This window comes from Actinomadura sp. WMMA1423 (assembly GCF_006547145.1).
In the GTDB taxonomy this organism is placed as follows: Bacteria; Actinomycetota; Actinomycetes; order Streptosporangiales; family Streptosporangiaceae; genus Spirillospora.
In genome coordinates this window covers 4,889,652-4,916,349 of sequence record NZ_CP041244.1, presented here as the reverse complement: position 1 = coordinate 4,916,349, position 26,698 = coordinate 4,889,652, and the positions used below count along the sequence as shown (strand labels likewise).

General features: G+C 72.9%; 19 protein-coding genes and 1 pseudogene. 11 read left to right on the top strand and 9 right to left on the bottom strand.

Annotation, left to right across the window (positions count from 1 at the left end):
• The first annotated feature begins 40 nt into the window (after positions 1–40).
• Positions 41–502, top strand: coding sequence for a roadblock/LC7 domain-containing protein (locus FKD65_RS22705; RefSeq protein WP_205718223.1), 462 nt, complete (start codon positions 41–43; stop codon positions 500–502).
• A 22-nt stretch (positions 503–524) separates the two neighbouring features.
• Positions 525–896, top strand: coding sequence for a hypothetical protein (locus FKD65_RS22700; protein WP_141579398.1), 372 nt, complete (start codon positions 525–527; stop codon positions 894–896).
• A gap of 110 nt (positions 897–1,006) precedes the next feature.
• Here the strand turns inward: FKD65_RS22700 and clpB are convergent, their stop codons facing one another.
• The 5 genes from clpB to dnaK all read right to left on the bottom strand — a co-directional run bounded on the left by clpB (position 1,007) and on the right by dnaK (position 8,088).
• Positions 1,007–3,604: an ATP-dependent chaperone ClpB gene (clpB, locus tag FKD65_RS22695; RefSeq protein ID WP_141579397.1), complete on the bottom strand. Its 2,598-nt coding sequence runs from the start codon at positions 3,602–3,604 to the stop codon at positions 1,007–1,009.
• Positions 3,605–3,789: 185 nt separating this feature from the next.
• Positions 3,790–4,236: a heat shock protein transcriptional repressor HspR gene (locus tag FKD65_RS22690; RefSeq protein ID WP_141579396.1), complete on the bottom strand. Its 447-nt coding sequence runs from the start codon at positions 4,234–4,236 to the stop codon at positions 3,790–3,792.
• 5 nt (positions 4,237–4,241) lie between these two features.
• On the bottom strand, positions 4,242–5,414 hold the full coding sequence (gene dnaJ / locus FKD65_RS22685; protein WP_141579395.1) for a molecular chaperone DnaJ: 1,173 nt from the start codon (positions 5,412–5,414) through the stop codon (positions 4,242–4,244).
• Positions 5,415–5,498: 84 nt separating this feature from the next.
• Positions 5,499–6,107: a nucleotide exchange factor GrpE gene (grpE, locus tag FKD65_RS22680; RefSeq protein ID WP_240809547.1), complete on the bottom strand. Its 609-nt coding sequence runs from the start codon at positions 6,105–6,107 to the stop codon at positions 5,499–5,501.
• Between the two features lie 115 nt (positions 6,108–6,222).
• Positions 6,223–8,088 carry a molecular chaperone DnaK gene (gene dnaK / locus FKD65_RS22675; protein WP_141579393.1) on the bottom strand — a complete coding sequence of 622 codons (1,866 nt, stop codon included), beginning with the start codon at positions 8,086–8,088 and terminating at the stop codon, positions 6,223–6,225.
• A 298-nt stretch (positions 8,089–8,386) separates the two neighbouring features.
• Here dnaK and FKD65_RS22670 point away from each other — a divergent pair, with 298 nt between their 5' ends.
• From FKD65_RS22670 to FKD65_RS22660, 3 genes are all read left to right on the top strand, one after another.
• On the top strand, positions 8,387–11,746 hold the full coding sequence (locus tag FKD65_RS22670) for a S8 family serine peptidase (protein WP_141579392.1): 3,360 nt from the start codon (positions 8,387–8,389) through the stop codon (positions 11,744–11,746).
• A 139-nt stretch (positions 11,747–11,885) separates the two neighbouring features.
• A complete protein-coding gene (locus FKD65_RS22665) occupies positions 11,886–12,524 on the top strand; it encodes an RNA polymerase sigma factor (RefSeq protein ID WP_141579391.1) in 639 nt (212 codons plus the stop codon).
• Positions 12,521–13,750, top strand: coding sequence for a CU044_5270 family protein (locus FKD65_RS22660; RefSeq protein WP_141579390.1), 1,230 nt, complete (start codon positions 12,521–12,523; stop codon positions 13,748–13,750). The genes FKD65_RS22665 and FKD65_RS22660 overlap by 4 nt, the downstream gene beginning before the upstream one ends.
• Positions 13,751–13,792: 42 nt before the next feature.
• On the opposite strand, the gene FKD65_RS22655 is transcribed toward FKD65_RS22660, so the two are convergent.
• Positions 13,793–14,506, bottom strand: a complete 714-nt coding sequence (locus FKD65_RS22655) for a TetR/AcrR family transcriptional regulator C-terminal domain-containing protein (RefSeq protein ID WP_141579389.1) — start codon at positions 14,504–14,506, stop codon at positions 13,793–13,795.
• 111 nt (positions 14,507–14,617) lie between these two features.
• On the opposite strand from FKD65_RS22655, the gene FKD65_RS22650 reads away from it, so the two are divergent.
• The 3 genes and pseudogenes from FKD65_RS22650 to FKD65_RS22640 all read left to right on the top strand — a co-directional run bounded on the left by FKD65_RS22650 (position 14,618) and on the right by FKD65_RS22640 (position 17,746).
• Positions 14,618–16,117: an MFS transporter gene (locus FKD65_RS22650; RefSeq protein ID WP_141579388.1), complete on the top strand. Its 1,500-nt coding sequence runs from the start codon at positions 14,618–14,620 to the stop codon at positions 16,115–16,117.
• Between the two features lie 304 nt (positions 16,118–16,421).
• Positions 16,422–16,667, top strand: a pseudogene (locus FKD65_RS46655) (RNA polymerase sigma factor); the annotation flags it as partial.
• Positions 16,668–16,669: 2 nt separating this feature from the next.
• Complete coding sequence (locus tag FKD65_RS22640; RefSeq protein ID WP_141579387.1) at positions 16,670–17,746, top strand: CU044_5270 family protein; 1,077 nt, start codon at positions 16,670–16,672, stop codon at positions 17,744–17,746.
• 4 nt (positions 17,747–17,750) lie between these two features.
• Here the strand turns inward: FKD65_RS22640 and FKD65_RS22635 are convergent, their stop codons facing one another.
• Positions 17,751–19,283 carry a 3-hydroxyacyl-CoA dehydrogenase gene (locus FKD65_RS22635; protein ID WP_141579386.1) on the bottom strand — a complete coding sequence of 511 codons (1,533 nt, stop codon included), beginning with the start codon at positions 19,281–19,283 and terminating at the stop codon, positions 17,751–17,753.
• Between the two features lie 162 nt (positions 19,284–19,445).
• Between FKD65_RS22635 and FKD65_RS22630 the strand changes: the two genes are divergently transcribed.
• Positions 19,446–20,654, top strand: coding sequence for an acetyl-CoA C-acetyltransferase (locus FKD65_RS22630; protein ID WP_141579385.1), 1,209 nt, complete (start codon positions 19,446–19,448; stop codon positions 20,652–20,654).
• Between the two features lie 143 nt (positions 20,655–20,797).
• Here the strand turns inward: FKD65_RS22630 and FKD65_RS22625 are convergent, their stop codons facing one another.
• Positions 20,798–21,397 (bottom strand): TIGR03086 family metal-binding protein, encoded by a 600-nt coding sequence (locus FKD65_RS22625; protein WP_141579384.1) that lies wholly within the window; start codon positions 21,395–21,397, stop codon positions 20,798–20,800.
• Between the two features lie 285 nt (positions 21,398–21,682).
• On the opposite strand from FKD65_RS22625, the gene FKD65_RS22620 reads away from it, so the two are divergent.
• Positions 21,683–23,830 carry a (Fe-S)-binding protein gene (locus FKD65_RS22620; protein ID WP_141579383.1) on the top strand — a complete coding sequence of 716 codons (2,148 nt, stop codon included), beginning with the start codon at positions 21,683–21,685 and terminating at the stop codon, positions 23,828–23,830.
• A gap of 51 nt (positions 23,831–23,881) precedes the next feature.
• On the opposite strand, the gene FKD65_RS22615 is transcribed toward FKD65_RS22620, so the two are convergent.
• Positions 23,882–25,729, bottom strand: a complete 1,848-nt coding sequence (locus FKD65_RS22615) for a BTAD domain-containing putative transcriptional regulator (protein WP_141579382.1) — start codon at positions 25,727–25,729, stop codon at positions 23,882–23,884.
• A 152-nt stretch (positions 25,730–25,881) separates the two neighbouring features.
• On the opposite strand from FKD65_RS22615, the gene FKD65_RS22610 reads away from it, so the two are divergent.
• Complete coding sequence (locus FKD65_RS22610; RefSeq protein ID WP_141579381.1) at positions 25,882–26,658, top strand: hypothetical protein; 777 nt, start codon at positions 25,882–25,884, stop codon at positions 26,656–26,658.
• Positions 26,659–26,698: the final 40 nt, after the last annotated feature.

The following is a 26,698-nucleotide window of genomic DNA, read 5'->3' as shown; positions in this document are numbered from 1 at the left end:
GGGGGACCGAGTGGCTCACTTGATCGAAAGGCTGACGAAGGTGGCGAAACGAGCGGGGGCGGCCACGGCGGGCACGCCGGCCGGGGCCGCGCGGACGGCGGAGCAGGCGCGGGCGGCGCGGGCGAGGGAACAGGCGGTGGCGGCCGAGCTGAGGTCGCTCCGGGCCCGCGTCCCGCAGCTGGAGGGCAGCCTCGTCGCCTCGGTGGACGGGCTGCTCATCGCGCACGACCTGCACGAGTCCGTCGAACCGTCCGGCATGGCGGCCGTGACGGCGACGGGACTGTCCCTCGCGCACCGGATCGCCCAGACCGCGCACGGCGGGGCCTTCCACGAGGTCGTGATCCGCGGCGTGGACGGCTACGTGGTCATCTACGCCGCCGGCCCCACCGCGTCCCTCACCGTCCTCGCGGATCCGGACGTCAACGTGGGGCGCCTCCACCTGGAGTCGCGCCCCGCCGCCCGCGCCATCGCCGCGCACCTCACAGGTACGCGCCGCTCATGACAACGAACGAAAGGGGAGCACCATGTCCAATCTCGACCTCGCCCTCAAGGACATGATGTCGATCGACGGGGCCATCGGCGTCGCCGTCGTCGACTACAACAGCGGGATGGCCCTCGGCCAGCTCGGCAGTTCCAAGACCCTCGACCTCCAGGTCGCGGCCGCCGGGAACACCGAGGTGGTGCGCGCCAAGCTCCGCACGATGGACCAGCTCGGCATCCAGGAGGAGATCGAGGACATCCTGATCAGCATCTCCAGCCAGTACCACATCATCCGGCCGGTCACGGGCCGCAAGGGCAAGGGCCTGTTCCTCTACCTGGCCCTCGACCGGAACCGCGGCAACCTGGCGCTGGCCCGCCACCGGCTCCGGGAGATCGAGGAGAACCTCGAGATCTGACGCGCCGTCCCGCCGCCCACACCCACGCCGGCGGGACGGCACACCAAGGCGGCCCCGGGGGTTTCGCAACCCCCGGGGCCGCCCCTCCGGCCATGGCGCCGGCGCGTCCGTCACTTCGTCAGCGTCAGCCCGCTCGACGGCTGGACGGTCAGGCTGTCGGCGGCCTCGTCGAGGTCGACGACCACCTCGTCGCCGTCGCGGACCTCGCCGGACAGCAGCTCGCGGGCGAGCTGGTCGCCGATCGCCGTCTGCACGAGGCGGCGCAGCGGGCGCGCCCCGTACAGCGGGTCGTAGCCGGTCAGCGCCAGCCACTCGCGCGCCGCGGGAGTGACCCGCAGCGTGAGCTGCCGGTCGGCGAGGCGGTCGGCCAGGCGGTCCACCTGGAGGTCGACGATGCGGGTCAGCTCGTCGGTCGACAGCGCGTCGAAAAGGATCACGTCGTCCAGGCGGTTGAGGAACTCCGGCTTGAACGAGTTCCGGACGGCGTTCCACACCGCCTCCCGCTTGGCCCCGTTCTCCATCGTCGGGTCGACCAGGAACTGCGACCCGATGTTGGAGGTGAGGATCAGGATCGTGTTGCGGAAGTCGACCGTGCGGCCCTGGCCGTCCGTGAGACGCCCGTCGTCCAGCACCTGGAGCAGGATGTCGAAGACCTCGGGGTGCGCCTTCTCCACCTCGTCCAGCAGCACCGCCGAGTACGGGCGGCGCCGGACGGCCTCGGTGAGCTGCCCGCCCTCCTCGTAGCCGACGTATCCGGGCGGCGCGCCGACCAGCCGGGCGACGCTGTGCTTCTCGGAGTACTCGCTCATGTCGATGCGGGTCATCGCCCGCTCGTCGTCGAACAGGAACTCCGCGAGCGCCTTCGCCAGCTCGGTCTTGCCGACGCCCGTCGGGCCGAGGAACAGGAACGAGCCGGTAGGGCGGTCGGGGTCGGAGATGCCCGCGCGGGCGCGGCGCACCGCGTCCGACACCGTGCGGACCGCGGCCTGCTGCCCGATCAGCCGCCGGCCGAGCTCGTCCTCCATGCGCAGCAGCTTGGCGGTCTCGCCTTCGAGCAGCCGCCCCGCCGGGATGCCCGTCCAGGACGCGACCACGTCGGCGACGTCGTCCGGGCCGACCTCCTCCTTGACCATCGTGTCGCGGGTCTCGGTGGCCTCCGCCTCCTCCTCCAGCTGCTTCTCCAGCGCAGGGATCTCGCCGTAGACGAGCCGCGAGGACGTCTCCAGGTCGCCGTCGCGCTCGGCCCGCTCCGCCTCGCCGCGCAGCTGGTCGATCCGCTCCTTGATCTCACCGACCCGGTTCAGCTCGGCCTTCTCCCGCTCCCAGCGGGCGTTCAGGCCGCTCAGCTGCTCCTGCCGGTCGGCGAGGTCGGCGCGGAGCCGTTCGAGGCGCTGCCGGGACGCCTCGTCGGTCTCCTTCTCCAGGTTCATCTGCTCCATCTTCAGCCGGTCCACGGCGCGCTGGAGCTCGTCGATCTCGACCGGCCGGGAGTCGATCTCCATGCGCAGCCGGGACGCGGCCTCGTCCACCAGGTCGATCGCCTTGTCGGGCAGGTACCGGGAGGTGATGTAGCGGTCGGACAGCGTCGCCGCCGCCACCATCGCCGAGTCGTTGATCTGCACCTTGTGGTGCGCCTCGTACCGGCCCTTCAGCCCGCGCAGGATCGCGATCGTGTCCTCGACGGACGGCTCCCCGACGAACACCTGCTGGAACCGGCGCTCAAGTGCGGCGTCCTTCTCGATCCGCTCCCGGTACTCGTCCAGCGTCGTCGCGCCGATCATCCGCAGCTCGCCGCGGGCCAGCATCGGCTTCAGCATGTTGCCGGCGTCCATCGCGCCCTCGGCCGCGCCCGCCCCGACGACGGTGTGCAGCTCGTCGATGAACGTGACGACCCGCCCCTCGCTCTCCTTGATCTCGTTCAGGACGGCCTTGAGCCGCTCCTCGAACTCGCCGCGGTACTTCGCGCCCGCGACCATCGCGCCGAGGTCCAGCGAGATCAGGCTCTTGCCGCGCAGCGACTCGGGGACGTCGCCCGCGATGATCCGCTGCGCCAGGCCCTCGACCACGGCCGTCTTGCCGACGCCGGGCTCGCCGATCAGCACCGGGTTGTTCTTCGTCCGGCGCGACAGCACCTGGATGACCCGGCGGATCTCCGAGTCGCGGCCGATGACCGGGTCGAGCCGGCCGTCGCGCGCCGCCGCCGTCAGGTCGACGCCGTACTTCTCCAGCGACTGGTAGGTGCCCTCGGGGTTCTCGCTGGTGACGCGGGCGTGCCCGCGCACCTTCTCGAACGCCTCCAGCAGCGCCTGCGGCGTCGCGCCGAACTCCTTCAGCAGGCCCGCCGCCGGGCCTCCGTCGGCCGCCAACCCGACCAGCAGGTGCTCGGTGGAGACGTACTCGTCCTCCAGCTGCTTCGCCCGGTTGGCCGCCGTGTTGACCGACCGCTGGAGCTGGCCGGACAGCCGCGGCGTCGCCACCGTCGACCCCTGCGCCTTCGGCATCGCCGCGAGCTGCTCCTCCGCCCGCCTGCGGACCGCCTGCCAGTCGGCGCCGACCGCCTCCAGCAGCGGCACCGCCGTCCCGTCCGGCAGCCCGATCAGGGCCACCAGCAGGTGCTGCGGCTCGACCTCGGGGTGCCCCTCGGCCGCGGCCCTGCGGACCGCGATCGAGACCGCCTCCTGGCTCTTCTGCGTCAGCTTGTAGTCCATCGCCCCACCCCGTGGTTCAGTTCCTTCTGGGGGGACGACCCCCCACCAACCGCTCTGTCACATCTGGGGGACACCCCCCAGACCCCCGACAACTGCGCTGTCAATCTGGGGGACAACCCCCAGACCCCCGACAACTGCTCTGTCACATCTGGGGGACACCCCCCAGACCCCCGACAACTGCTTCTTCAATCCGAGTTGCGCTCGTGCCAGACGACCACGCTCGTACGCCTGATGGGCACGAGGTCGGCGCCGGGAGTGCCGCTCGGTTCCCCGTGCCGCCGCTGCTGCGCCAGCCGCGCCGCGACCGCCCGGGTCGACTCGAGTTCGTTCGCGAGCTCCTCCAGCGCGGCGTGCGCCTTCGCGAGCTCCTCGCGGAGCCGCACGTTGTCGCGCTGGAGCTCCAGGATGTGCTTGATGCCGGACAGGTTGATGCCCTCCTCCTGGGAGAGCCGCTGGATCTCGCGGAGCATCACGATGTCCCGCATGGAGTAGCGGCGTCCCCGGCCCGCCGTCCGGCCGGGGGACACCAGGCCCATCCGGTCGTAGGTGCGCAGCGTCTGCGGATGCAGTCCGGACAGCTGCGCCGCCACGGAGATCACGTAGACCGGGGTGTCGTCGCCGAAGGGATCCATGAAGATCACTCCTGTCTGGCCTGCTGGAGGAGGTCGGCCCGCAGGTCGTCGCCCGCGCCCGCCGTCCGGAGCTTGGCCAGCGCCTCGCGCGCCTGCTCGTCGAGCTTCTGCGGCACGTGCACGTCGACGGTGACGAGCAGGTCGCCCTTGGTGCCGTCGCGCCGGGGCGCGCCGCGGCCCTTGACGCGGAACTTGCGCCCGTTCGGCGTGCCCTCGGGCAGCTTGAGCGTGACCGGCTGCCCCTGGAAGGTCGGCACCCTGATCTCGCCGCCGAGCGCCGCCTCGGGGAAGGTCACCGGCACGGTCAGCGTCAGGTTGTCGCCGCTGCGGCCGAACACCGCGTGCGGCAGCACCTTGATGTGCACGTACAGGTCGCCTGCCGGGCCGCCGTTCTCGCCGGGCGCGCCCTTGCCCTTCAGCCGGATCTTCTGCCCGTCCGCGACGCCCGCCGGGATGCGGGCCTGGATGGTCCGGGTGCCGGTCGCGCGGCCGCTGCCGTGGCAGGTCGGGCACGGGTCGTCGACGACGAGGCCCCGGCCGCGGCACTCCTTGCACGGCTCCTGGAAGCCGAAGTTCCCGAGGTTGCGGGTCTCGTGCCCGGTGCCCTCGCAGTTCGGGCACACCCGCGGCACGGTGCCGGCCTTGGCGCCCGTCCCGCGGCAGCTGTTGCAGGCCGCCTCGCTGGTCAGCTTGATCGGTACGGTGACGCCGTTCATCGAGCGGCCGAACGACAGGGTCACCTCGGTCTCGACGTCCGCGCCGCGCCGCGCGCGCCGCGTCCCCGCCGTGCGGGTGCCGCCGCCGGCGCGCCCGCCGAACAGGCCGCCGAACAGGTCGCCGATGCGCTCTCCCGCGCCGCCGGTCTGCGTCCCGCCGCCCGCCTGGCCGAAGATGTCGCCGAGGTCGAACCCGAAGCCGCCGCCCTGCTGGCCGCGGAAACCGCCCGGCATCGACCGCACCGCGTCGTACTCCTTGCGGCGCTTCTCGTCGGACAGGACGTCGTAGGCCTCGGAGACCTCCTTGAAGCGGTCCTCGGCCTCGGCGTCGCCCTTGTTGGCGTCCGGGTGGTACTTGCGGGCCAGCTTCCGGTAGGACTTCTTGATCTCCTCCTGCGAGGCCGACTTCGCGACACCGAGGACCTTGTAGTAGTCCTTCTCCAGGTAGTCCTTGGTGCTCACGGCGCCCCGCCTTCTGCTATCGCCACTTGCCACATGTCTTCAGGCCCCTGCGGGGCCCGCCCCTTCGGGCGGGCCCCCTGAGGATCATTCGCCCGGTTCGTCGTTCGCCTCGCCCGGCTCGCCGCCGGGCTCGCCGTCCCCGGAGTCCGGGGCGGGGTCGGCCACCGCCACGCGGGCGGGCCGCAGGATCCGCTCGCCGATCCGGTACCCGGGCTGGAGGACGTCGGTGACGCTCGTCTCGGTCACCTCCGCCGAGTACGAGTGCATCAGCGCCTCGTGCACGACCGGGTCGAAGGGCTCGCCCTTCTCCCCGAACCGCTCCAGACCGAGCTTGCCGGTCACCGCCTCAAGGCTCTCCGCGACGGACTTGAACCCGCCGGTGAGCTCCTCGTGCTCGCGGGCCCGGCCGATGTCGTCCAGCACCGGGAGCAGCTCGGACAGCACCTGCCCGAGGGCCTGCTCGCGGACCGCGACCCGGTCGCGCTCGACGCGCTTGCGGTAGTTGTCGTACTCCGCCTTCAGGCGCTGGAGATCGGCGAGCCGCTCCGTCAGTTGCGTCTTCAGTGAGGAGACCTCCTCGTCGGTGGCCTTGGCGCCCCCGTCGGCCGGGGCCTCCGGGGCCGGCGAGGACTTCCCCGCCCGCTCCCGGACCTCCCCCGTCTCGGGATCGATGCGCCGCTTGTCGCGGATCACCGGGCCCTCCTTCTCCTCACCCTCATTGGGAGAGGAAGTCACGATGCACCGCCCTTCTGGGGGACGCCCCCCAGACCCCCGGGGTGGAGGGCCGAAGATCCTCGCTTCGCTGCGGTCATCGGCCCTCCTCCTTCGGCTTGTCCTCGTCCACGATCTCGGCGTCGACGACCTCGTCGTCCTGCGGCTCGCCGCCCTGGGCGCCGGCCGTGGGCCCGTGGTCCTCGGCGCCGGCCTGGGCGCCCTCGGGGTTCTGCGCGTACATGGCGGCGCCCATCTTCTGGCTCACCTGCGCGAGCTTCTCGGCGCTGCTCTTGATCACGTCGACGTCGGTGCCCTCAAGGGCCTTCTTGACCTCGGCGACCGCGTCGCCCACCTCGGTCTTCAGCTCCGCGGGGACCTTCTCGTCGTTCTCCCGCAGGAACTTCTCGGTCGAGTACGCGAGGGTGTCGGCCTGGTTGCGGACCTCGGCCTCCTCCTTGCGCTTGCGGTCCTCCTCGGCGTACTGCTCGGCGTCGCGCATCATCTTCTCGATGTCGTCCTTGGGCAGCGCGCTGCCGCCCGTGATGACCATCGACTGCTCGCGGCCGGTGCCCTGGTCCTTCGCGCTGACGTTCACGATGCCGTTGGCGTCGATGTCGAAGGTGACCTCGATCTGCGGGACGCCGCGCGGCGCCGGGGGCAGGCCGGTGAGCTGGAAGGTGCCGAGCTTCTTGTTGTACGCGGCGATCTCGCGCTCGCCCTGGTAGACCTGGATCTCCACGGACGGCTGGTTGTCGTCGGCGGTGGTGAACGTCTCCGACCGCTTGGTCGGGATCGTGGTGTTCCGCTCGATGATCTTGGTGAAGATGCCGCCCTTGGTCTCGATGCCGAGGCTCAGCGGGGTCACGTCCAGCAGCAGGACGTCCTTGACCTCGCCCTTGAGCACGCCGGCCTGGAGGCTGGCGCCGATCGCGACGACCTCGTCGGGGTTGACGCCCTTGTTCGGCTCCTTGCCGCCGGTCAGCTCCTTGACCAGCTCGGAGACCGCGGGCATCCGGGTGGAACCGCCGACCAGGACGACCTGGTTGATCTCGTTCACCGAGATGCCGGCGTCCTTCAGGACCTGCTGGAACGGCGCCTTGGTGCGCTCGAGCAGGTCGGCGGTCATCCGCTGGAACTCGGCGCGGGTGAGCTTCTCGTCGAGGTGGAGCGGGCCCTCGGCGGACGCGGTGATGTAGGGCAGGTTGATCTGCGTCTCGGACGAACCGGACAGCTCGATCTTCGCCTTCTCCGCGGCCTCGCGGAGCCGCTGCAGCGCCATCCGGTCCTTGGACAGGTCGACGCCGTTGGCGTTCTTGAACCGCTCGACCAGCCAGTCGACGACCTTGTTGTCCCAGTCGTCGCCGCCCAGGTGGTTGTCGCCGCTGGTGGCCCTCACCTCGACCACGCCGTCGCCGACGTCCAGCAGGGACACGTCGAACGTGCCGCCGCCGAGGTCGAAGACCAGGATGGTGGCCTCGTTCTCCTTCTCCAGGTGGTAGGCCAGCGCCGCCGAGGTCGGCTCGTTGATGATGCGCAGGACGTTCAGGCCCGCGATCTGGCCGGCCTCCTTGGTGGCCTGCCGCTGGTGGTCGGAGAAGTAGGCGGGCACGGTGATGACCGCGTCGGTGACCGTCTCGCCCAGGTAGGACTCGGCGTCCCGCTTCAGCTTCTGCAGCACGAACGCGCTGATCTGCTGCGGGTTGAAGTCCTTGTCGTCGACCTTGGTCTTCCAGTCGGTGCCCATCTCGCGCTTGACCGACCGGATGGTCCGGTCGACGTTGGTCACCGCCTGGCGCTTGGCGACCTCGCCTACCAGGACCTCGCCGTTCTTGGCGAAGGCGACGACGGACGGCGTGGTCCGCGACCCCTCCGCGTTCGCGATGACGGTGGGCTCGCCGCCCTCCAGGATCGCGACGACCGAGTTGGTCGTCCCGAGGTCGATGCCGACCGCACGTGCCATGTTTCTCGTCCTCCGTCGTATCCGGTGGTATCGCAGCCCCGGTCGCCCCCGAGGCGCGGCCGGTTGAGTCTTCTGCCCGCAAGGTTGCCCGGCATCCTCGTTCTTGTCAAATGACTTGAGTCGACCGGACTCAACTTTGCTGACGACCTCTACAACAGGACGAGTGAGCGCCCTATTCCGGTTCCCGAGCATCGCGGGAGAACGGGATCCATCGGGTCCTCCGCCGCGAAGGCGGCAGGCCGCTCCGGCTGATCAGTAGCGACCGTCCATCCGGGGGCGGCCCTGCAGAGGAGACTCGATGAAGCACAGACGCCGGAGCCGAGCCCTGCTCGGCATCCTGCTCACGGCCGGGGCGCTTGCCGCGGTCCCGCCGCCCGCCCACGCCGCGCCGCCGGCGGGCGGCCTGGATCCCGGAGGGTCCTGGAAGGTGACCTTGCTCACCGGGGACGTCGTCGGCGTCCGGACGGTCGAGGGCAGGCCCCCGATGGTGTCGGTGATCCCCGCCCGCGGCCGGGAGAAGCACGCGTTCCGCAAGGAGATCCGTCCGGACGGGCACGTCGTCGTCACCCCGGTCGACGTCGCCGGGCTGGTCGGCCGCGTGATCGACCCCGGGCTGTTCGACGTCACCGCCCTCATCGCGCAGGGATACGACGACGCCCGCAGCCGCGACCTGCCGCTGATCGTGCAGCAGGCCGCGGGCACCAGCCCCCGCAAGGCGCTCGGCGGGACGCTGAACACGACGCGGGAGCTCCCGAGCATCGGCGCCGTCGCCGCCCGGCAGCCCAAGGGCGACGCGCGCCTGCTCGGCGAAGCGCTGGCAGCGATGCCCTCGGCCAAGGCCACCGGCGGCATCCGGCACATCTGGCTGGACGGCAAGATCAAGGCGAGCTCCGCCCCTACCGCTCCCGCCGCCCCGCCCGCCGCCCCGACCGCGACCGGCCGGCTCGACCGGAACCTGCGGCAGGTCGGCGCGCCCGAGGCCTGGCGCGCCGGGTACACCGGCAAGGGGGCGAAGGTCGCCGTCCTCGACACGGGGGTCGACGCCGGCCACCCCGACCTCAAGGGGCGGATAACCGAGACGAGGAACTTCTCCGAGTCGCCCGACACCGCCGACCGGGTCGGGCACGGCACGCACGTCGCCTCGACCGTCGCCGGAGCGGGCGCCGCCTCCCACGGGGAGCGCAGGGGCGTCGCCCCTGACGCGGCCCTTCTGATCGGCAAGGTGCTCGACGACGAGGGCTCCGGCACCGACTCCAGCGTGATCGCCGGGATGGAGTGGGCCGCGCCGCGCGCCGACGTGGTCAGCATGAGCCTCGGCGGCGGGCCCACCGACGGCACCGACCCCGTCTCGCTGGCGCTGGACGACCTGACGAAGCGGTACGGGTCGCTGTTCGTCGTGGCGGCGGGCAACGAGGGCCTCGTCGGGTCGGTCGGCACGCCCGGCACGGCCGACGCCGCGCTGACCGTCGGCGCGGTCGACGCCCGCGACCGGCTCGCGGAGTTCTCCAGCAGGGGGCCGCGCGGGCACGTCGCCAAACCGGAGATCGTCGCGCCGGGCGTCGACATCGTCGCGGCCCGCGCCGAGGGCACCGCCATGGGGACCCCGACCGGGCCGAGCTACACGAAGGCGTCCGGTACGTCCATGGCCACGCCGCATGTCGCAGGGGCCGCCGCGCTGCTCGCCGCGAAGCACCCGGACTGGGAGCCGTCCCGCCTCAAGGCCGCCCTCGTCGGGACGGCCGACCCCGCGACCGGCGGTGACGCCTACGAGCGCGGTGCCGGACGCGTCGACGCGGGCGAGGCCGCGACCAGCCCGGTCCTCGCCGCGCAGAGCATCGTCGACCTCGGCACGTCGCGGTTCCCCGAGCACGGGGCGCTGTCCACGAAGCTCGCCTGGACGTCCCAGGCGCCCGGTCCCGTCCGCATGCGGTTGGGCGTGGAGGTGGTCGACCGTCGCGGTCACGCGGTGAACGGCGCCGCGAGCGTCCCGTCCGGCGTGGACGTCCCGGCGGGCGGCACGGGGGAGGCGACGCTGACCGTGGACGCGGCCGAGCTGGCCGACCGTCCAGGCCTGTACACGGCCGTGGTGAAGGCCACGGGCGGCGGCGCCGATCTCGAAACCCCCGTGACCTTCTACGTCGAGCCTCCGTCGCACGACCTCACGATCAAGGCCACGCCGCTGCCCGGCACCGCCCACGAGGATCTTTCCGCCTCCGCCACGGTGGTCGACCTGACCGACATGGCGCTGTTCTCCGAGTGGGTGGACGCCACCGGAACGGCGAAGGTCCGCGTCCCGGACGGCCGCTACGCGGTCCTCGGCAACGTGGACGACACCGGCGACTGGCGCTCGGCCCTGGCCGGCGATCCCGAGGTGGTCGTCGACGGGCCCACGACCGTCACGCTGGACGGCGCCGCCGCCGTGCCGGCCGGGGCGCGCGTCGAGGGCGTCGAGACGGAGCAGGCGATGCTGTCCGCGGACATGGTCCGCGACGCGGGCCAGGGGCTGTGGTGGTACAGCGCGTACTCCTTCGACCCCGCGAAGGCGCCCGTGTACGCCCAGCCGATGGACGGCGTGGAGATCGGCACGTTCCGCGCTTACACCAACCACCGGCTGACCGCGCCGGGCACGGTCTACGACGTCGTTCACCCCTTGGTCGGCGGGATCCCCGCCGACCTGACGCACGTGGTCACCGGCGCCGAGCTCAAGCGGATGGCCCGCGTCGACCAGCGGTTCGCCGCGTTCGACGGGGACCCGAGCACTCCCATGGGTGAGAAGCGCTACGGCCTCAGCCCGGAGGGTCTGCTGACGTTCGAAGGGAGTGGTGATGTCGAGCCCGGGACGTCCCGGACCGACTACGTCTCGACCGGCCCCGGCCAGCTGTGGATGGACGAGGGGTTCGTCCGGTTCGGCGAGGAGTTCTGGGTGGACCAGGGACCCTTCGGCGAGCTGAAGCCGGGCGAGCTGGTCTCCACCCGTTGGGGCCGCCAACCGCTGCGTCCCGGACCCTATTCGGGCACCGGCATCACGCCCAGCGACTGCGCCCGGCACCCCGCGGCCCGCACCGGGCGGAGCATGCGCGTCGCGCTCGTCGACCTCCAGACCCGTCCGGACGGCTTCGACTGCGGCCTGCACGAGGTGAAGGGCCACATGGAGCTGTTCGCGGGGGACGCGAAGGTCGGAGAGAAGGACGGCCCGTACGGCGAGTTCACCGTCCCGTCCAAGGAGGCGGAGTACCGGCTGACGTACGAGAACGACGCGTCGGCCGTCCTCCCGGTGTCGACCCGCACGTCGACGTCCTGGACGTTCCGCTCCCGCGAGCCGCGCGGCCACGAGAGCGCCGGCCTCCCGCTCCTCCTCGTCGACTACGACCTGAACCTCGACCTGCGCAACCAGCCGTCCGGGGAGCCCGCCGTGCTCACCGTCGCGCGGATGGCGGGCTCGGGCGAGGCCGAGGTCAGCGGTCTGCGGTTCTGGACGTCCGTGGACGACGGCCGGACCTGGCAGGGCGTCCAGGTGAAGGCCCTCGGCGGCGGACGGTTCAGCGCTCCGCTCCCGGCGCCGGTCAGGGGGCAGGCGGTGTCGCTGCGCGTCACCGCTAACGACGCGGGCGGCAGCGGCGTCGACCAGCGCGTGGTCCGCGCGTACCGCGTCCGGTAGCCGCTCTCCCTCTGACCTGAGGTCGTGGACGCCCTCCGCCCCTGACACCGGGGCGGGGGGCGTCGCGCGTGAAGGGTGATCGGGGGAGCGGTTGAGAACCGGGTGTCCGAGCACTCCCCCGACGACGAGGATCACCCCCATGGCCCATCACCCCCCGCCGGATCCCGGGTCGCGGCCCCGCGCGGTGCCGGTCGCGTCCGGCGCCGACGCCCGCGACGCGGAGGCGATCGTCCGGTCGCGGCGCGAGCCCGCCGCGTTCGCGGAGATCTTCCACCGCCACTTCCCCGCGATCCACGGGTACGCGGCGCGGCGCCTCGGCGTCGACGCGGCGGACGACATCGCCGCCGAGACCTTCCTCGCCGCGTTCAACAAGCGGGGCCGGTTCGACCCCGACCGCGGGACGGTCCGCCCGTGGCTGTACGGGATCGCGACCCGGCTGATCGGGCTGCACCGGCGCGCGGAGGGCCGCCGCTACCGGGCGCTGGCGCGCACGCACGCCGAGCACGTCGAGGACGGGCACGAGGACCGGGTCGCGGCGCGCGTCACGGCCGGCGGCGCGGGCGCGGACCTCGCCGACGCGCTGGCCCGGCTGCCGCGCGGGGACCGCGACGTCCTGCTGCTGGTGGCGCTGGCCGACCTGACCTACGAGGAGGTCGGGGAGGCGCTCGGCCTCAAGACCGGCACCGTCGCGTCCCGCCTGCACCGTGCCCGGCGCCGCCTGAGGGAGTCGCTCGGCGGAACCCACCCCGCGCTGATCGTTGAGGAGAGGCCCGCGTGAACGAGATCGACATGAACGAGACGGCCCGGGTCCGGCGGCTGCTGGGCGAGCCGCCGCCCCCGTCGGCGGAGGCGTCGGCGCGGGCGCTGGCGAGGCTCGAGGACGCGATGGCGCCGGGCGGTGGACGCGTGCGGCCGTCCAGGACGGGACGGCGGCGCTTCGGCCGGCCGGTCTGGCTGGGCGCGGGGCTCCTCGCGGCCGGGACGGCGGCGGCCGTCGCCGTCGCGGTCACCGGGCAGGGCTCGCCGGGGTCGCCGCCCGGCACGCCCCCCGGAACCGTCGACCTGGACAAGCAGGCGGTGCTCGTGGCGGCGGACAGGGCCGCCGAGCAGCCGACCGGGAACTACTGGTCCACCGAGAGGCTCAGCGGGCAGGCCTACGTCGTGCGGGCCGAGACCGGTACGTACGCGATCTTCGGTGCGCACAGCGAGATGTTCCACTGGGCAGGTGCCAGGAAGGGGATGGGGGAGGCGTACTACGACCGCGACCTTCCGGCCCGCCCGCAGACCCCGCGGGACGAGGCCCTGTGGCGCAGGGCCGGTTCGCCGTCGGCCATCCGCGTCTGGTCGGGAGACCATTACGCCACCTACACCACCAGGGCGACGGGGTGGCGGTCCGAAGGGCCCGAGGTGGGCGTCGACCCGAAGGGCGGCGGGAGGTTCTACGGCATGGGCCGCGGCGGGGCCTCGCTCGGGGACCTGCGGAACCTGCCGACCGCCCCGGCCGAGCTCGCCGACCAGCTCCTCAGCCCCGCGGAGATGGAGCGGGCGGTGAACCCGAAGGCGTCGGGGGGCAGGAAGCTCAAGGAGGGTGTCGTCCCCCGCATGCAGATGCGCCGGACGTCGGCGCTCCTGTCCGCTCCGGTGTCGTCGAAGGTGCGTTCAGGCCTGATCAAGGCTCTGGCGGCGCAGCCGGGCATCCGCGCGATCGGCCGCGTCACGGACCCGCTGGGGCGTCGGGGCGTCGCGCTGGCCACTTCCGACCGGACCTCCACCGAGACCGGCGAGTTCGGCACGCCGAAGGCCCAGCAGGGGACCTACGCCTCCCGCGACGTGATCATTTTCGACGAGCGCACGGGCGCGCTGCTGGCCCTGGTGGACCAGCTCACCAAGCCGGGCGGCCCGTACGCGGAGATGAAGCCGGGCTTCGTCATCTCCTACGAGGCCGACCGCTCGCCGCGCTGGACGGACACCAGGCCGAAGCCGCCCGCGGAGCTGCCCTTCTGACCCGCCGCGACCCGCTCCCCGCCGCCGCCGGCCCCCCGTCCGCTACCGGGCGGGGGGCCGGCGCGCCTCCAGCCCGTCGAGGACGCAGGCGAGCCCGAACGCGAAGCGGCCTTCCAGGACGTCGCCCGTCTCCTTCATCCAGATCTCCCGGATGTGGGACGCGAGCCCGGGGTGCTCCCCGTCCAGCCGGGCCAGGTAGGGGCCGAGGTCCTCGACCCACTGCGCGGCGGACGTGTCGGGCTGGCCGCGCTGCCAGCTCGCCTCGCTCCCGGCCGCGCCGATGACGTAGTCGACCACCGCCGACCACGCGTACTCCAGGTCGAAGCCGGTGAACCCGGCGGACCCGAACGCGGCGAGCACCTCGGCCAGGACCCGGGTGGCGTTCGGGCCGATCATCGGGCGGCCGCCGAACAGCGTCACCGTCCACGGATGCCGGTGGATCATCGCGCGGAGGCTGCGCGCGTAGCCGGTCGCCGCGGCCCTCCAGTCCTCCCCGGCCGGGACCGCGACCTCGGCCATGACCCGGTCGAGGGCGAGCTCCAGCAGCTCGTCCTTGTTCGCGACGTGCCAGTACACCGACGTCGCGCCCGAGTTCAGGCGGGTGCCGAGGCGGCGCATGCTGAGGCCGTCCAGGCCCTCGGCGTCGAGCAGGTCGAGCGCGGCGTCGACGATCTGCGTCCGGCTGAGGGCGGGCTGGGCGCGCCGCGCGCGCTCCGGCCGCACCCAGACGGACGGCGCCCTGCTCTCCTCGGCCATCGCCCTGCCCTCCCTCGATCTCGTACAGGGTACCGGCACTTGAACACTGTGCGAGTTAACTCGTACAGTGTGCGAGACAACTCGAACACTGTACGAGAAAGTGGAGGGCTCATGGACGCATCACCCGCCCCGCATCCGCGGCGCCGGCAGATCCTCGGCGTGCTGTGCCTCAGCCTGTTCGTCGTCGTGGTCGACAACACGATCCTCAACGTGGCGATCCCGTCCCTGCTGCGGGACCTGGACGCCACCACGTCCGACGTCCAGTGGGTGATCGACGCCTACTCGCTGGTGTTCGCCGGCCTGCTGATCACGGCGGGCAGCCTCGGCGACCGGCACGGGCGCCGCCGCGCGATGCTGATCGGCTTCGCGCTGTTCGGGGCCGGGTCCCTGCTGGCCGCCTTCGCGCAGAGCCCCGCCCAGCTCGTCGCGATGCGGGCGCTGATGGGCGTGGGCGGCGCGTTCCTCATGCCGGGGACGTTGTCGATCATGGCGCAGGTGTTCGGTCCGGACGAGCGCGCCAAGGCCTTCGCCATCTGGGGTGCGACGTCCATGGTCGGGCTCGCCGCCGGGCCGACGCTCGGCGGGTTCCTGCTGGAGCACTTCTGGTGGGGATCGGTCTTCCTGGTGAACGTGCCCGTCGCGGCGGCCGCCGTCGCCGGGCTGCTGGTCCTCGTCCCCGAGTCGCGCGGTCCGCGGCGCCGCCCGGACGTCCCCGGCGCCGTACTGTCCACGGCCGGGATGTCGGCGCTGGTGTGGGCGGTCATCTCCGGTCCCGCGCACGGCTGGACCGGTGCCCGCACGCTCGGCGGCCTGGCCGCCGGCGCCGCCGCGCTCGCCCTGTTCGCCGCGTGGCAGCACCGCGTGCCCGAGCCGATGCTCGACCTGCGCCTGCTGCGCGACCGCGACTTCTCCGGGGCCGCGGCCATGATCGCGCTGTTCGGGTTCGCGCTGGCCGGGATGCTGTTCGCCCTGACCCAGCTGCTCCAGTTCGTGCACGGCTACGGCCCGCTCAAGGCGGGGCTCGCGCTGCTGCCGGTCGCGGTCTCCGCCGCGCTCGGCAACGGCCTCGGCGCGTCGCTGGAGTCGCGGTCCGGTGCCCGTCCCGCCCTCGTCGCCGGGTTCTGCGTGATGGCGGCCGGGTTCCTGACCCTCGGGCTGACCCGGCCGGACGACGGCTACGGCGCGCTCGCCGCCGGGCTCGTCGTCCTCGGCTTCGGCGCGGGGCTCGGCACGCCGCCCGCCTACAGCACGCTCATGGCCGCCGTCCCCACCGAGGAGGCCGGGGTCGGCTCGGCGGTGAACGACGCCGGCCAGGAGCTCGGCAGCGCGCTCGGCGTCGCCGTCCTCGGCAGCGTCGTGTCCGCCGTCTACGCCCGCGACCTGCCGGGCACCGCCCCCGCGGCGGCGCGCCACTCGCTGGGCGAGGCCCTGGCGGCCGGCGACCCGGGCCTCGCCCATGCCGCCCGCGACGCCTTCGCCCACGCGGTGTCGGCCGCCTCGTTCGCCGCCTGCGCCGTGATGCTGGCCGCCGCCCTCTTCGCCGCCTTCGTCGTGCGCGCGCGCCGTCCGGTCCCCGCGCCCGCCGCCGGGAAGGCCGCCGAGCCCGCGTGAAAGCGACCCGGGGGCCGAGCGGAGTAGAAGTGACGACCAATCCCCCGGAGGTGCTTCATGCCGGACCCCATGGAAGGGGTGGCCGAGTGACCGCCCCGCCCGGCACGTCCCCGCCCGACACGTCCCCGACGGACGCGGAGCTGCTCGCCGCGTCCGTCCGCGACGGCGACCGCTTCACCGCCGTCTACGACCGGTACTACGCCGACGTCCACCGCTACGTCGCCGGACGCCTCGGCCCGCAGGCGGCCGACGACGTCGTGGCGGAGGCCTTCCTCGCCGCCTTCCGCCGCCGCGCCGCGATCCGGGCGGCCACGACGACCGCGTCGCGACCTCGGTGTCCGCCGAACGGCTCCAGCCGTCGCTCGCCCGGGCGCTGGCGGGGCTCTCCCGCAAGGACCGCGACGTCGTGCTGCTCAAGGCCCTCGCCCAGCTCTCCCACGAGGAGATCGCCGCCGTGCTGGGCATCCCGTACGGCACCGTCGGCTCCCGCCTCAACCGCGCGCGCGGGAAGCTGCGCGCCGCACTGCCCGCCCACACGGAAGGACTGTGACCATGGACGAACTCCAGATGATCGCCACGATGCTGGACGAACCGCCCACCCAGGAGAGCGAGGCCGCCGTCCGCCACCGCCTCCTCAACGGGATGCGCGCCCCGGAGCGGCCGGCGCGCCGGGCCTGGCGCCGTCCCGGCCTGTGGAGCGGCCTCGGCCTGGTCGCCACCGCCACCGCCGTCACGGGCGCGGTCGTCCTGTCGTCCGGTACGACCCCGCGCGCCCCCGACCGGCCCGCCGCGTCCCCGGTGTCGGCCCGCACCGTGCTGCTGGCGGCGGCGACCAAGGCGGAGGGCGCCCCGGCCGGCCACGGACGGTACTGGTCGGCCGTCACCAGGGAGGGCGGCCAGATGATCATGGGCGACCGCGAGTACTACTCCGTCCGGGAGATCGGTCTCTGGGACGCCGGCCCCGGCAGGCACGCCTGGGTCGGCGGGCGCCGGGTCAGCCTCCGCGACCTCGGCCCCGCGCCCGCCGGCGGCCCCGTGGTGTCCCCGGGGCCCGGCGCGTCCGTCCGGCCGTCGCCGCACCGCACGGCCGCGGACGGCGCCACCCCCTGGACGAGGTCGAAGGTCAAGGGCGGGGAGGCGTTCCGGCTCGCCGACTGGGAGGGCGCCACGGCGCCCGACGTGCGCGGACTGCCCGCCGACCCGCAGAGTCTCCGGCGGTTCCTGGACCGGGCCCTCGACCAGGTCCCGGGCCGTGTCGACTCCGCCGAATGGCTGATGAGCAACGCGCAGAAGATCGGCGCGGCGCCGGTGCGGCCGGGGGTGCGCGCCGCGATGTACCGGCTGCTCGCCGATTCCCCGGGCATCCGCACACTCGGATCCGTCACCGACCCGCTCGGCCGGCGCGGCGACGGCGTCGCCCGGCAGGTCCGCGCGGACGACGCCGTCGTGGAGGAGCGGCTGATCATCGATCCGGCGAGCGGACGGCTCCTCGCCCAGGAGTCCGTGCTGGTGAAGCCGGGCAGGCTGTCGCGCGGTGCCGAGCCCGGCACGGTCTTCTCCTACAGCGCGCTCGTCTCCTACGGCTGGACGGACAAGGCCCCCGCCTATCCCGTCGAGCCGACCGGCTGAGGCACTAGGCGAGCAGGTCGGAAGGGACGGTGCCCGTCTCGGTGAGGGGCCGGCCGAGCGCGACGCGCTCGGCCAGCCACGCGCTCGGACGGTAGCGGGGGTCGCCGGTGGACGCGTGCAGGCCGCGCAGGATCGCGAGGACGCGCTCGGCGCCCGCGTTGTCGCCCCACTCCAGCGGCCCTCGCGGGTAGCCGAGGCCGAGGCGGACGGCGGTGTCGATGTCCTCCGGGCGGGCGAGCCGCTGCTCGGCGATGCCGCAGCCGACGTTCACGACCGAGGCGAGCAGCCGCTGGGCCACGGGGGCGGGGGCGTCGCGTACGACGGTCATGGCGCGTCCCGTGGCGGAGAGGGCGGCGAGCCCGGCGCGTCCGGCGTCCTTGTCGAGACCGGGGTGGACGGCCACGGTCAGGCGGGTGAAGAAGTCACCGAACGGGTCAACGCCCAAGGTGCGCTCCAGCGGGAGGCCCGCGGCCGCGTCGACGGTGCTCCGCCCCAGCGGCGCGACAAGCACGACGGCCTGGCCTGACGGTTCGTCCCCGGACTCAACCTCGACCCCCGCTGTGGACAGGAGAGCGCCCAGTTCCTCACGCACGTCCGGGTGGACCCACACGGGGCGCGGCTCCACAGCGGGCACCGTCACCTCCGGCGGCTCCTGCTTGGCGCCGTCCACGTACTTGTAGAAGCCCTCGCCCGTCTTACGGCCGAGCAGACCGGCCTCCAGGCGCGCCCGCCCGATCCTCGACGGACGGAAACGCGGCTCGGTGTAGAAGCCCGTCCAGATGGACTCCATCACCGGGTGCGACACGTCCATCCCGGTCAGGTCGAGCAGCTCGCACGGCCCCATCTTCAGCCCGAGGACGTCCCGCGCGATGCGGTCGATGTCGGCGGGCTCGGCGGCTCCCTCGGAGAGGATCTGCAACGCCTCCGTCACGAGGCCGCGCCCAGCGTGGTTGACGAGGAAGCCGGGCGCGTCAGGCGCGAGCACGGGGGTGTGGCCGAGACGCCTCACCAGGTCGGCGAGGGCATCCGGGATCCACCCGGCCGTGCGCGCCCCCGGAATCACCTCGACGACCTTCATCAGCGGCACCGGGTTGAAGAAGTGCAGCCCGGCCACCCTGGACGGGTCGTCCAGCGCGGCGGCGATCGCCGTCACCGGCAGCGAGCTGGTGTTGGTGGCGAGGACCGTGTGCGCCGGGCAGACCTTCTCCAGGGACCTGAACAGCTCCCGCTTGGTCTCCATGTCCTCCCGGACGGCCTCCACGACGAGATCGCAGTCCTGGAACGGGGTGAGCGGCTCGCCGACCGCCCGGAGCCGCTCCTTCGCCGCCTCCGCGTCGCCCGCCGCCATGCGCCCCTTCGCGGCGAGCCTGTCGAACATGCCGCGGACGTACTCGACCGCCTCCATCACGGCCTGCGTCCGGATGTCGGCCAGTTCCACGGTCAGCCCGCCCGCCGCGGCGAGCTGCGCGATCCCGCGCCCCATCGCCCCGGCACCGATCACCCGGATCGTCGTCGCCCGGCCCGCCCACTGCTCCACGTCGCCTCCCGCGCTCGCCATCCCTCTGGCCCACGTCCCGGTTCGCCACCGCCATGGGTACCCAGCATTCAACCGTCCACCGGACGCGAGCCCGGACGCCGCCCTCCCCGAAGGAGTCGTACGCTGCGAGTGCCCCCGACCCCGCCCCCCGAGGAGTCCACCATGCGCGACGCGGTGATCTGCGAGCCGCTGCGTACCCCCATCGGCCGGTTCGGCGGGGCGCTCAAGTCGGTCACGCCCGCCGAGCTGGCCGCCACCGTCGTGCGCGCCCTGGTCGAGCGCACCGGCCTGCCCGGGGGCGCGGTCGACGAGGTGATCCTCGGGCACTGCTACCCGACCTCCGACGCCCCCGCCATCGGACGCGTCGCCGCGCTGGACGCCGGACTCCCCGTCACGGTCGGCGGCGCGCAGCTCGACCGGCGGTGCGGGTCGGGGCTCCAGGCCGTCCTCAACGCGGCCATGCAGATCCAGACCGGCGTCAGCGACGTGGTCATCGCGGGCGGCGCGGAGAGCATGAGCGGCGCGCCGTTCTACACGACGGCCGCGCGCTGGGGCGTGCGCGGGCCGTCCCTCGAACTGCACGACGCGCTCGCGCAGGGCCGCGTGACCGCGGGCGGGGTCAACCACCCCGTCCCCGGCGGGATGCTGGAGACCGCCGAGAACCTGCGCCGCGAGTACGGAATCGGGCGCCGGGAGCAGGACGAGCTGGCCGTCCGATCCCACCGGCGCGCTGTCGCCGCCCAGCGGTCGGGGGTGTTCGCCGAGGAGATCGTCCCGGTGACCGTCCGGTCGCGGAAGGGCGACACGGTCGTCGACACCGACGAGCACCCGCGCCCCGACACCACGGTCGAGGGCCTGGCGAAGCTGCGTCCCGTCCTCGGCAGGAGCGACGGCGAGGCCACCGTCACGGCGGGCAACGCCAGCGGCCAGAACGACGCGGCCGCGGCCTGCGTCGTCACCACCCCGGAGCGCGCCGCCGAGCTCGGCCTGCGCCCCCTCGTCCGGCTCGTCTCGTGGGGCCGCGCGGGAGTGCCGCCCGAGACGATGGGGATCGGGCCCGTCCCGGCCACGGCCAAGGCCCTGGACGCCGCCGGCCTCACCCTTGCCGACATCGACCTCATCGAGCTGAACGAGGCGTTCGCCGCGCAGGTCCTCGCCGTGACCCGCGAATGGCGCCTGAAGGACGCCGACTGGGAGCGCGTCAACGTGCACGGCTCCGGCATCTCCCTCGGCCACCCCGTGGGCGCGACCGGCGCCCGCATCCTCGCCACCCTCGCCCGCGAGATGGACCGCCGCGGCGCCCGCTACGGCCTGGAGACCATGTGCATCGGCGGCGGCCAGGGCCTCGCCGCCGTCTTCGAACGGGTCTGACATCGCGGCGGTGCCCCGATGACGTACACGGCCGAGCAGGAGAGGTCATCGCATGAACAGGTTGATGCGCGCCCTCATGGTGATTCCCGCGACGGCGGTGGCCATCACGGCCGGCGTCATCTGAGCCGCCCGGGCACCCCGGGTCAGCTGGGCTTCGCCGTCCAGGACGGGTCGCGGCCGGTCATGGCGATGAGGCGGTCGAGGGCGGACGCGTCCGCGCCCGCGTCGACGGCGGGGCCGAACAGGCCGGGGACGCCCTTGCCGCCGCTCTGCTCGACGGCCGGGGCGACGAAGGCGAGGCACGCCTCGATCTCCTCCTCGCCCACGTCGTAGGCCTGCCCGGTGGCGCGGGAGATGTCCCAGCCGTGCACGAGGAGCTCGTTCATCGCGACGCTGCCGGCCTGGTCGCCGGGCAGGTCGATGCCGCCGGCCTGGGTCATGCCCTGCCACGCGTCCGGAGAGCGCCAGGCCGCCGCGAGCGCGTCGAGCCGCTCGGGGACGCGGGTCCGCCAGTCCGGGTCGAGCCGGTCGGCGTCGGCGGACGGCGGCTGCGACGGGCCGCCGGGGAAGTGCTTCGCCGCGGCCCAGGTGAACGCCAGGCTCAGGCCGTCCAGGTGGTCGATGAGGGCACCGAGCGACATGCCGTCGCAGGGCGTCGGCCCGGTGAGCGCGGAGTCGGGCACGCCGGCGAGCAGGCCTGCCATCCGCCGGGAGGCCGGACCGAGGTCGGGCGTCGAGGTCATCTGGAGTCCTTCCGTGTCGGTTACCGCTGGGCGGGACGGGGATGGACGCGTTCCGCCACGTGGTATGGACTCGTGATGCGGCGGATACTCATCGGTGCGCGGGTATTGGCGAGGGTATGCGGTGAAGATCGAGGGGCCCGGCGGTCCGGACATCGGCGTGGATGTTCTGACCAGGGCATGTGACGCGTAAGCTACTGCCGAGTAGTATTCGGGCCCCGGATGGAGAGCAGTCTGACGCGAGCCCTACGCTGGCTGCCATCGCCCGTACCCCAGGAGGACGGAACAGTGTTCTGGATCACGTTGGTCATCGGGCTCGCCGGAACGGCGGTCGCGCTGGCGCTCGCCGGGAGGCGAGTGCTCTTCCTGTCTGCGATCGCCAAGAGCGGGCAGCCGGACCCCGAGCGGACGCTGCAGGTCAGGCGTGAGCCCGCCAAGGCCGTCGAGGGCCAGGCGGTCGAGGTCCTCGGCCAGCGCAAGCTGCTGAAATGGACCCTCGCCGGCGTCTCGCACGCGGCGGTCATGTGGGCCTTCATCCTGCTGATCACGGTCTACCTCGAGGCGGCCGTCGCGCTGCTGTTCGGGCTGGAAGCCAAGATCCCCGGCCTGCAGACCTGGCCGCCGATCGGCTTCGTCCAGGACACGATCGCGCTCGCCTGCACCGCCGGCCTGATCGTCTTCACCGCGATCCGGATCAAGAACTCGCCGAAGCGGCTGGACCGCAAGTCCCGGTTCAAGGGCTCGCACCTGTCCGGCGCCTGGATCACGCTGTTCATGATCTTCAACGTGATCTGGACGATGTTCTTCTTCCGCGGCGTGGAGTGGGCCAGCGGCAACCTCCCCTACGGGAAGGGCGCCTACTTCTCCTACGCCGTCGGCCACCTGTTCGACGGCCTGAGCACCCACACGCTCGAGGTCCTGGAGTCGGTCGGCCTGCTGCTGCACATCGCCGTCGCGCTGATCTTCCTGGTCTTCGTCGTCCACTCCAAGCACCTGCACATCTTCCTGGCCCCGCTGAACGTCATGTTCAAGCGCCGCCCGGACGGCCTCGGCGCCGCGCAGCCGATGATGTCGGGCGGCAAGCCGCTCGACTTCGAGGAGGCCGACCCCGACGAGGACGTCTTCGGCCGCGGCAAGATCGAGGACTTCACCTGGAAGGGCTTCCTCGACATGGCGACCTGCACCGAGTGCGGTCGCTGCCAGTCGCAGTGCCCCGCCTGGAACACCGGCAAGCCGCTGTCGCCGAAGATGCTCGTCCTGGAGCTGCGCGACCACGCCCTCGCCAAGGCGCCGTACTTCACCGCGTCGGAAGAGGCACAGGGCAAGTTCACCGACGAGCAGAAGCTCGCCATGGAGGTCGACAAGGCCCTCGTCGGCGACGACGGCGTCATCCACCCCGACGTCCTGTGGTCCTGCACCAACTGCGGCGCGTGCGTCGAGCAGTGCCCCGTCGACATCGAGCACATCGACCACATCCTGGACATGCGCCGCTTCCAGGTCATGATCGAGTCCTCGTTCCCGTCCGAGGCCGGCGTCATGCTGAAGAACCTCGAGAACAAGGGCAACCCGTGGGGGATGTCCGAGATGAAGCGCCTCGAATGGATCGAGGAGCTCGACTTCGAGGTCGACGTCGTCGACGACAAGGTCTCCGAGGACACCGAGTACCTGTTCTGGGTCGGCTGCGCCGGCGCCCTGGAGGACCGCGCCAAGAAGACCACCAAGGCCGTCGCCGAACTCCTGCACATCGCGGGCGTGAAGTTCGCCGTCCTCGGCCCCATGGAGGCCTGCACCGGTGACCCGGCCCGGCGCCTCGGCATGGAGTTCGTCTTCCAGATGCTCGGCCAGCAGAACGTCGAGACGCTGAACGACGCGGGCGTCAAGAAGATCGTCGCAACCTGCCCGCACTGCTTCAACACCCTGGCCAACGAGTACCCGCAGATCGGCGGGAACTACGAGGTCGTCCACCACACGCAGCTGCTCGCGCACCTGGTGGAGGAGGGCAGGCTCACCCCGGTCACCCCGATCGAGGAGAAGATCACCTACCACGACCCCTGCTTCCTCGGCCGCCACAACAAGGTCTACAAGCAGCCGCGCGACATCATGGCGACCGTCCCCGGCGTCAAGACGCAGGAGATGCACCGGCACAAGGACCGCGGCTTCTGCTGCGGGGCCGGCGGCGCGCGGATGTGGATGGAGGAGCGGATCGGCAAGCGGATCAACACCGAGCGCGTGGACGAGGCGCTCGGCACCGACCCCGACACCGTCTCCACCGCCTGCCCGTTCTGCCTGGTCATGCTGGGCGACGCGATCAACGAGAAGAAGAACGCGGGCGACGCCAAGGAGTCGCTGGAGGTCGTCGACGTCTCCCAGCTCCTGATCCGCTCCATCAAGGGCGAGGGCACCGCCCCCGAGAAGGAGGCGGTCGCCGCCGAATAGGGCGCGCGACCGAGCCAGGACCCCCGGCCTCACGGGGCGGGGGTCCTCGCGTCACCGGGTCCAGGTGCTGGGGGACGAGCCAGGGGGCGCCGCGCCGCCGGCCGGTGCGCCCGCTTCCGGCGCCGTCGCCGGCGGGAGGGCGACGAGCATGTCCCGCAAGGCGTAGACGACCTGGTACGGGAGGATGTGCCGGGTGGCGAGGTCGTCGACGGAGCCGAGGGAGCCGTGCGCCGTCCGGGCCAGCACGATCAGCTTCGCGTGGTACGGATCGAGGCCGGGCAGCGCGGCCAGCAGATGCTCCGGCGCCGAGTTCACGTCGACCAGGCCCCCGTCGTCGAACGCGCGGGGCAGGTCGGGGCGTCCGACGCCGAGCGTCCGGGCGATCGACGGGTGGTGCGCCGCCAGCGAGCGGGCCTGCTCCCGGCGGACCCTGCGCTCGATCAGCTGCACGTCGACGGCGGTCGGCGCGGCGCCGGGATGCCCGGACGACGCCGGCCCCGCCGTCAGGAGCACCAGATGGAGGGTGCCGCCGAACGTCGAGCCGAGCAGTGACAGGCCCATCGGGACGTCCCACCACCACGCGGGGTGCTCGGGGTCGGTGATGTCGGCACCGATGAAGAAGATCATCGTCATCACCAGGTAGGCGAACGCCATCAGCCCGAGCACGGGGCTCCTGCGCCGTGCCGCGTAGTACCCGACCAGAGCCCAGGTGGCGGTGCCGAAGCTGAGCACCGGGACGGTCGGCAGGATGATCCGCCGCGCCAGTGAGAACCGCTGCCCCCGAGGCGCCGCCCACGGGGCGGGCATGGGACGGCCGTGGTACGCCGGGGCGGGCCCGACGCCGGAGGGACCGTACGCCGGCGCGGATCCGACGGCCGGAGCACCGAACGCAGGGGCGGGTGGATGAACGGGGACGGCCGCCGGGAGGACGGGGGGCGGAGCCGCGGCACTCCCCTCGTTCCGGGCCGGCGCGGCGAGCGGATCGGGCGGAGCGAACGAGGGCACGGCCGGCGGTGCCGCGTCCTCGGCGGAGGAGGGCACGGGAAGATCGTCGGCCGGTGGTTCGGGCGGGGCCTCCCCCGTCCCGTTCGACTCGCGCGCGGGCGGCGCCGCCAGCGCCGGATCGGACCGCAGGATGCCCAGGTGCAGGCTCTGGAGGCGCTCGCCCGGCTCGACGCCGAACTCCTCGGCGAAGAAGGCGCGGGCGTCCCGGTAGGCGGCCAGGGCCTCCGCCTGCCTGCCGCACCGGTAGAGGGCGAGCATCAGCAGGTAGCGCAGCCCCTCCCGGAGCGGGAACTCGGCGACCAGCCGGATCAGCTCGGGCACCAGCCGCGCGTGCTCCCCGAGGTCCAGCCCGACCTCGGCGCACGCCTCCAGCGCGGCCGCCCGCTCCTCCTCCAGGCGGTCCCGCGCCGCGTCGAAGAACGGGCCGTTCAACCCGGCCAGTGCCGGACCGCGCCACATGGCCAGCGCCTCGCGCAGCAGGACCTCGGCCCGCACCGCCTCGCCCGCGGCCCGCGCGGCCTGGGCCTCCTTCACCCGGTCCTGGAACAGTTCGACGTCCAGCCCCTCCGGCGGGACGTTCAGCGCGTACCCGGCACCGGTCAGGCTCAGTAACCGCCCCGGGGCGCGCGGCGACCGCTCGGGCTCCAGCACGCGGCGCAGGCCCGCGACGTACTTCTGGACGACGTTCGCACCGTTGTCGGGGGGTCCGTCACCCCACACCGCCTCCACGATCGACGCCGTGGACACCGCCCGGTTCGGTGTGAGCAGCAGGACGGCGAGCACCGCGCGCTGCTTGCCCGGGCCCAGGTCGAGCTCCCGGCCGTCCCGCCACGCTGCCGGCCGCCCGAGGATCTCGAAGCGCAGGACGGACCCTTCACCAGGCAGCCTGACCACCCCCGCTCCTCATGAATGGCGCCTGGGCAGTCTTTCCGCAGTCCGGGCGCAGTGAACGGCAGCATAACGACAGAGGTCCGTCAATGGCACCAAGCATTCTCTTTCTGGACATCGGGGGCGATCGCCTCCTGAATGAGAGAAAGGACATCGGGGTGCCTCATCACCGACTGCGGGCCGGCCGCGCGCCCGGACTGTCGGCCGCGCTCCTGCTCACGGTGGCGTTCGCCGTGGGCTGCGGCCCGGCCGAGGACAAGGGCGCGGCACCGGCGAAGGCGTCCGCGCCGGCCTCGCCCTCCGCCGCGCCCACGCCCGCCTCAGCGATCCCCAACGGGGTGGAGAAGCTGAAGGCCGCCGAGATCCTCCGCCGCGCGCGCAAGGCGACGGCGTCGGCGAAGTCGTTGCGGATGCGCGGGCGGATCCAGGAGGACGGCGAGAAGTACCGGCTCGACTTCCGCTTCGCGGGGAAGGCGAAGGCGACCGGAACGTTCAAGATGGGAGCCCAGAGCGTTCAGATCACCCGGATCGGCAAGGACCTCTACCTCAAGGGCGACGACGCGTTCTGGAAGTCGATCGGCGGGAAGGCCGCGGTGCAACTGCTCTCGGGCAAGCAGCTCAAGACGACCACCAAGAATCCGGACTTCAAGGACATCGACCCTGTCACCGACCCTTCGGCCCTGCTCGCCGAGGCCGTGAAGTCCGTGGGGAGCTGGAAGAAGGGCGTCCCGGGGACGGTCGGCGGCGTACCCACCGTGACCCTGGTCGGCTCGTCCGGGGAGAAGGTCCACGTGGCCACGCGGGGCGAGCCGTACGTGCTGCTGCTCGACGGCGGCGACCCGGCGGACAAGATCGAGTACCTCGACTACGACGAGCCGGTGGACATCCCGCGCCCCCCGGCGAAGACCATCGTCGACGCCGACGCGCTGAACTAGAAGACTGCTGAAGATCTTGTGAGGGGCTGTCCGGCCGTGG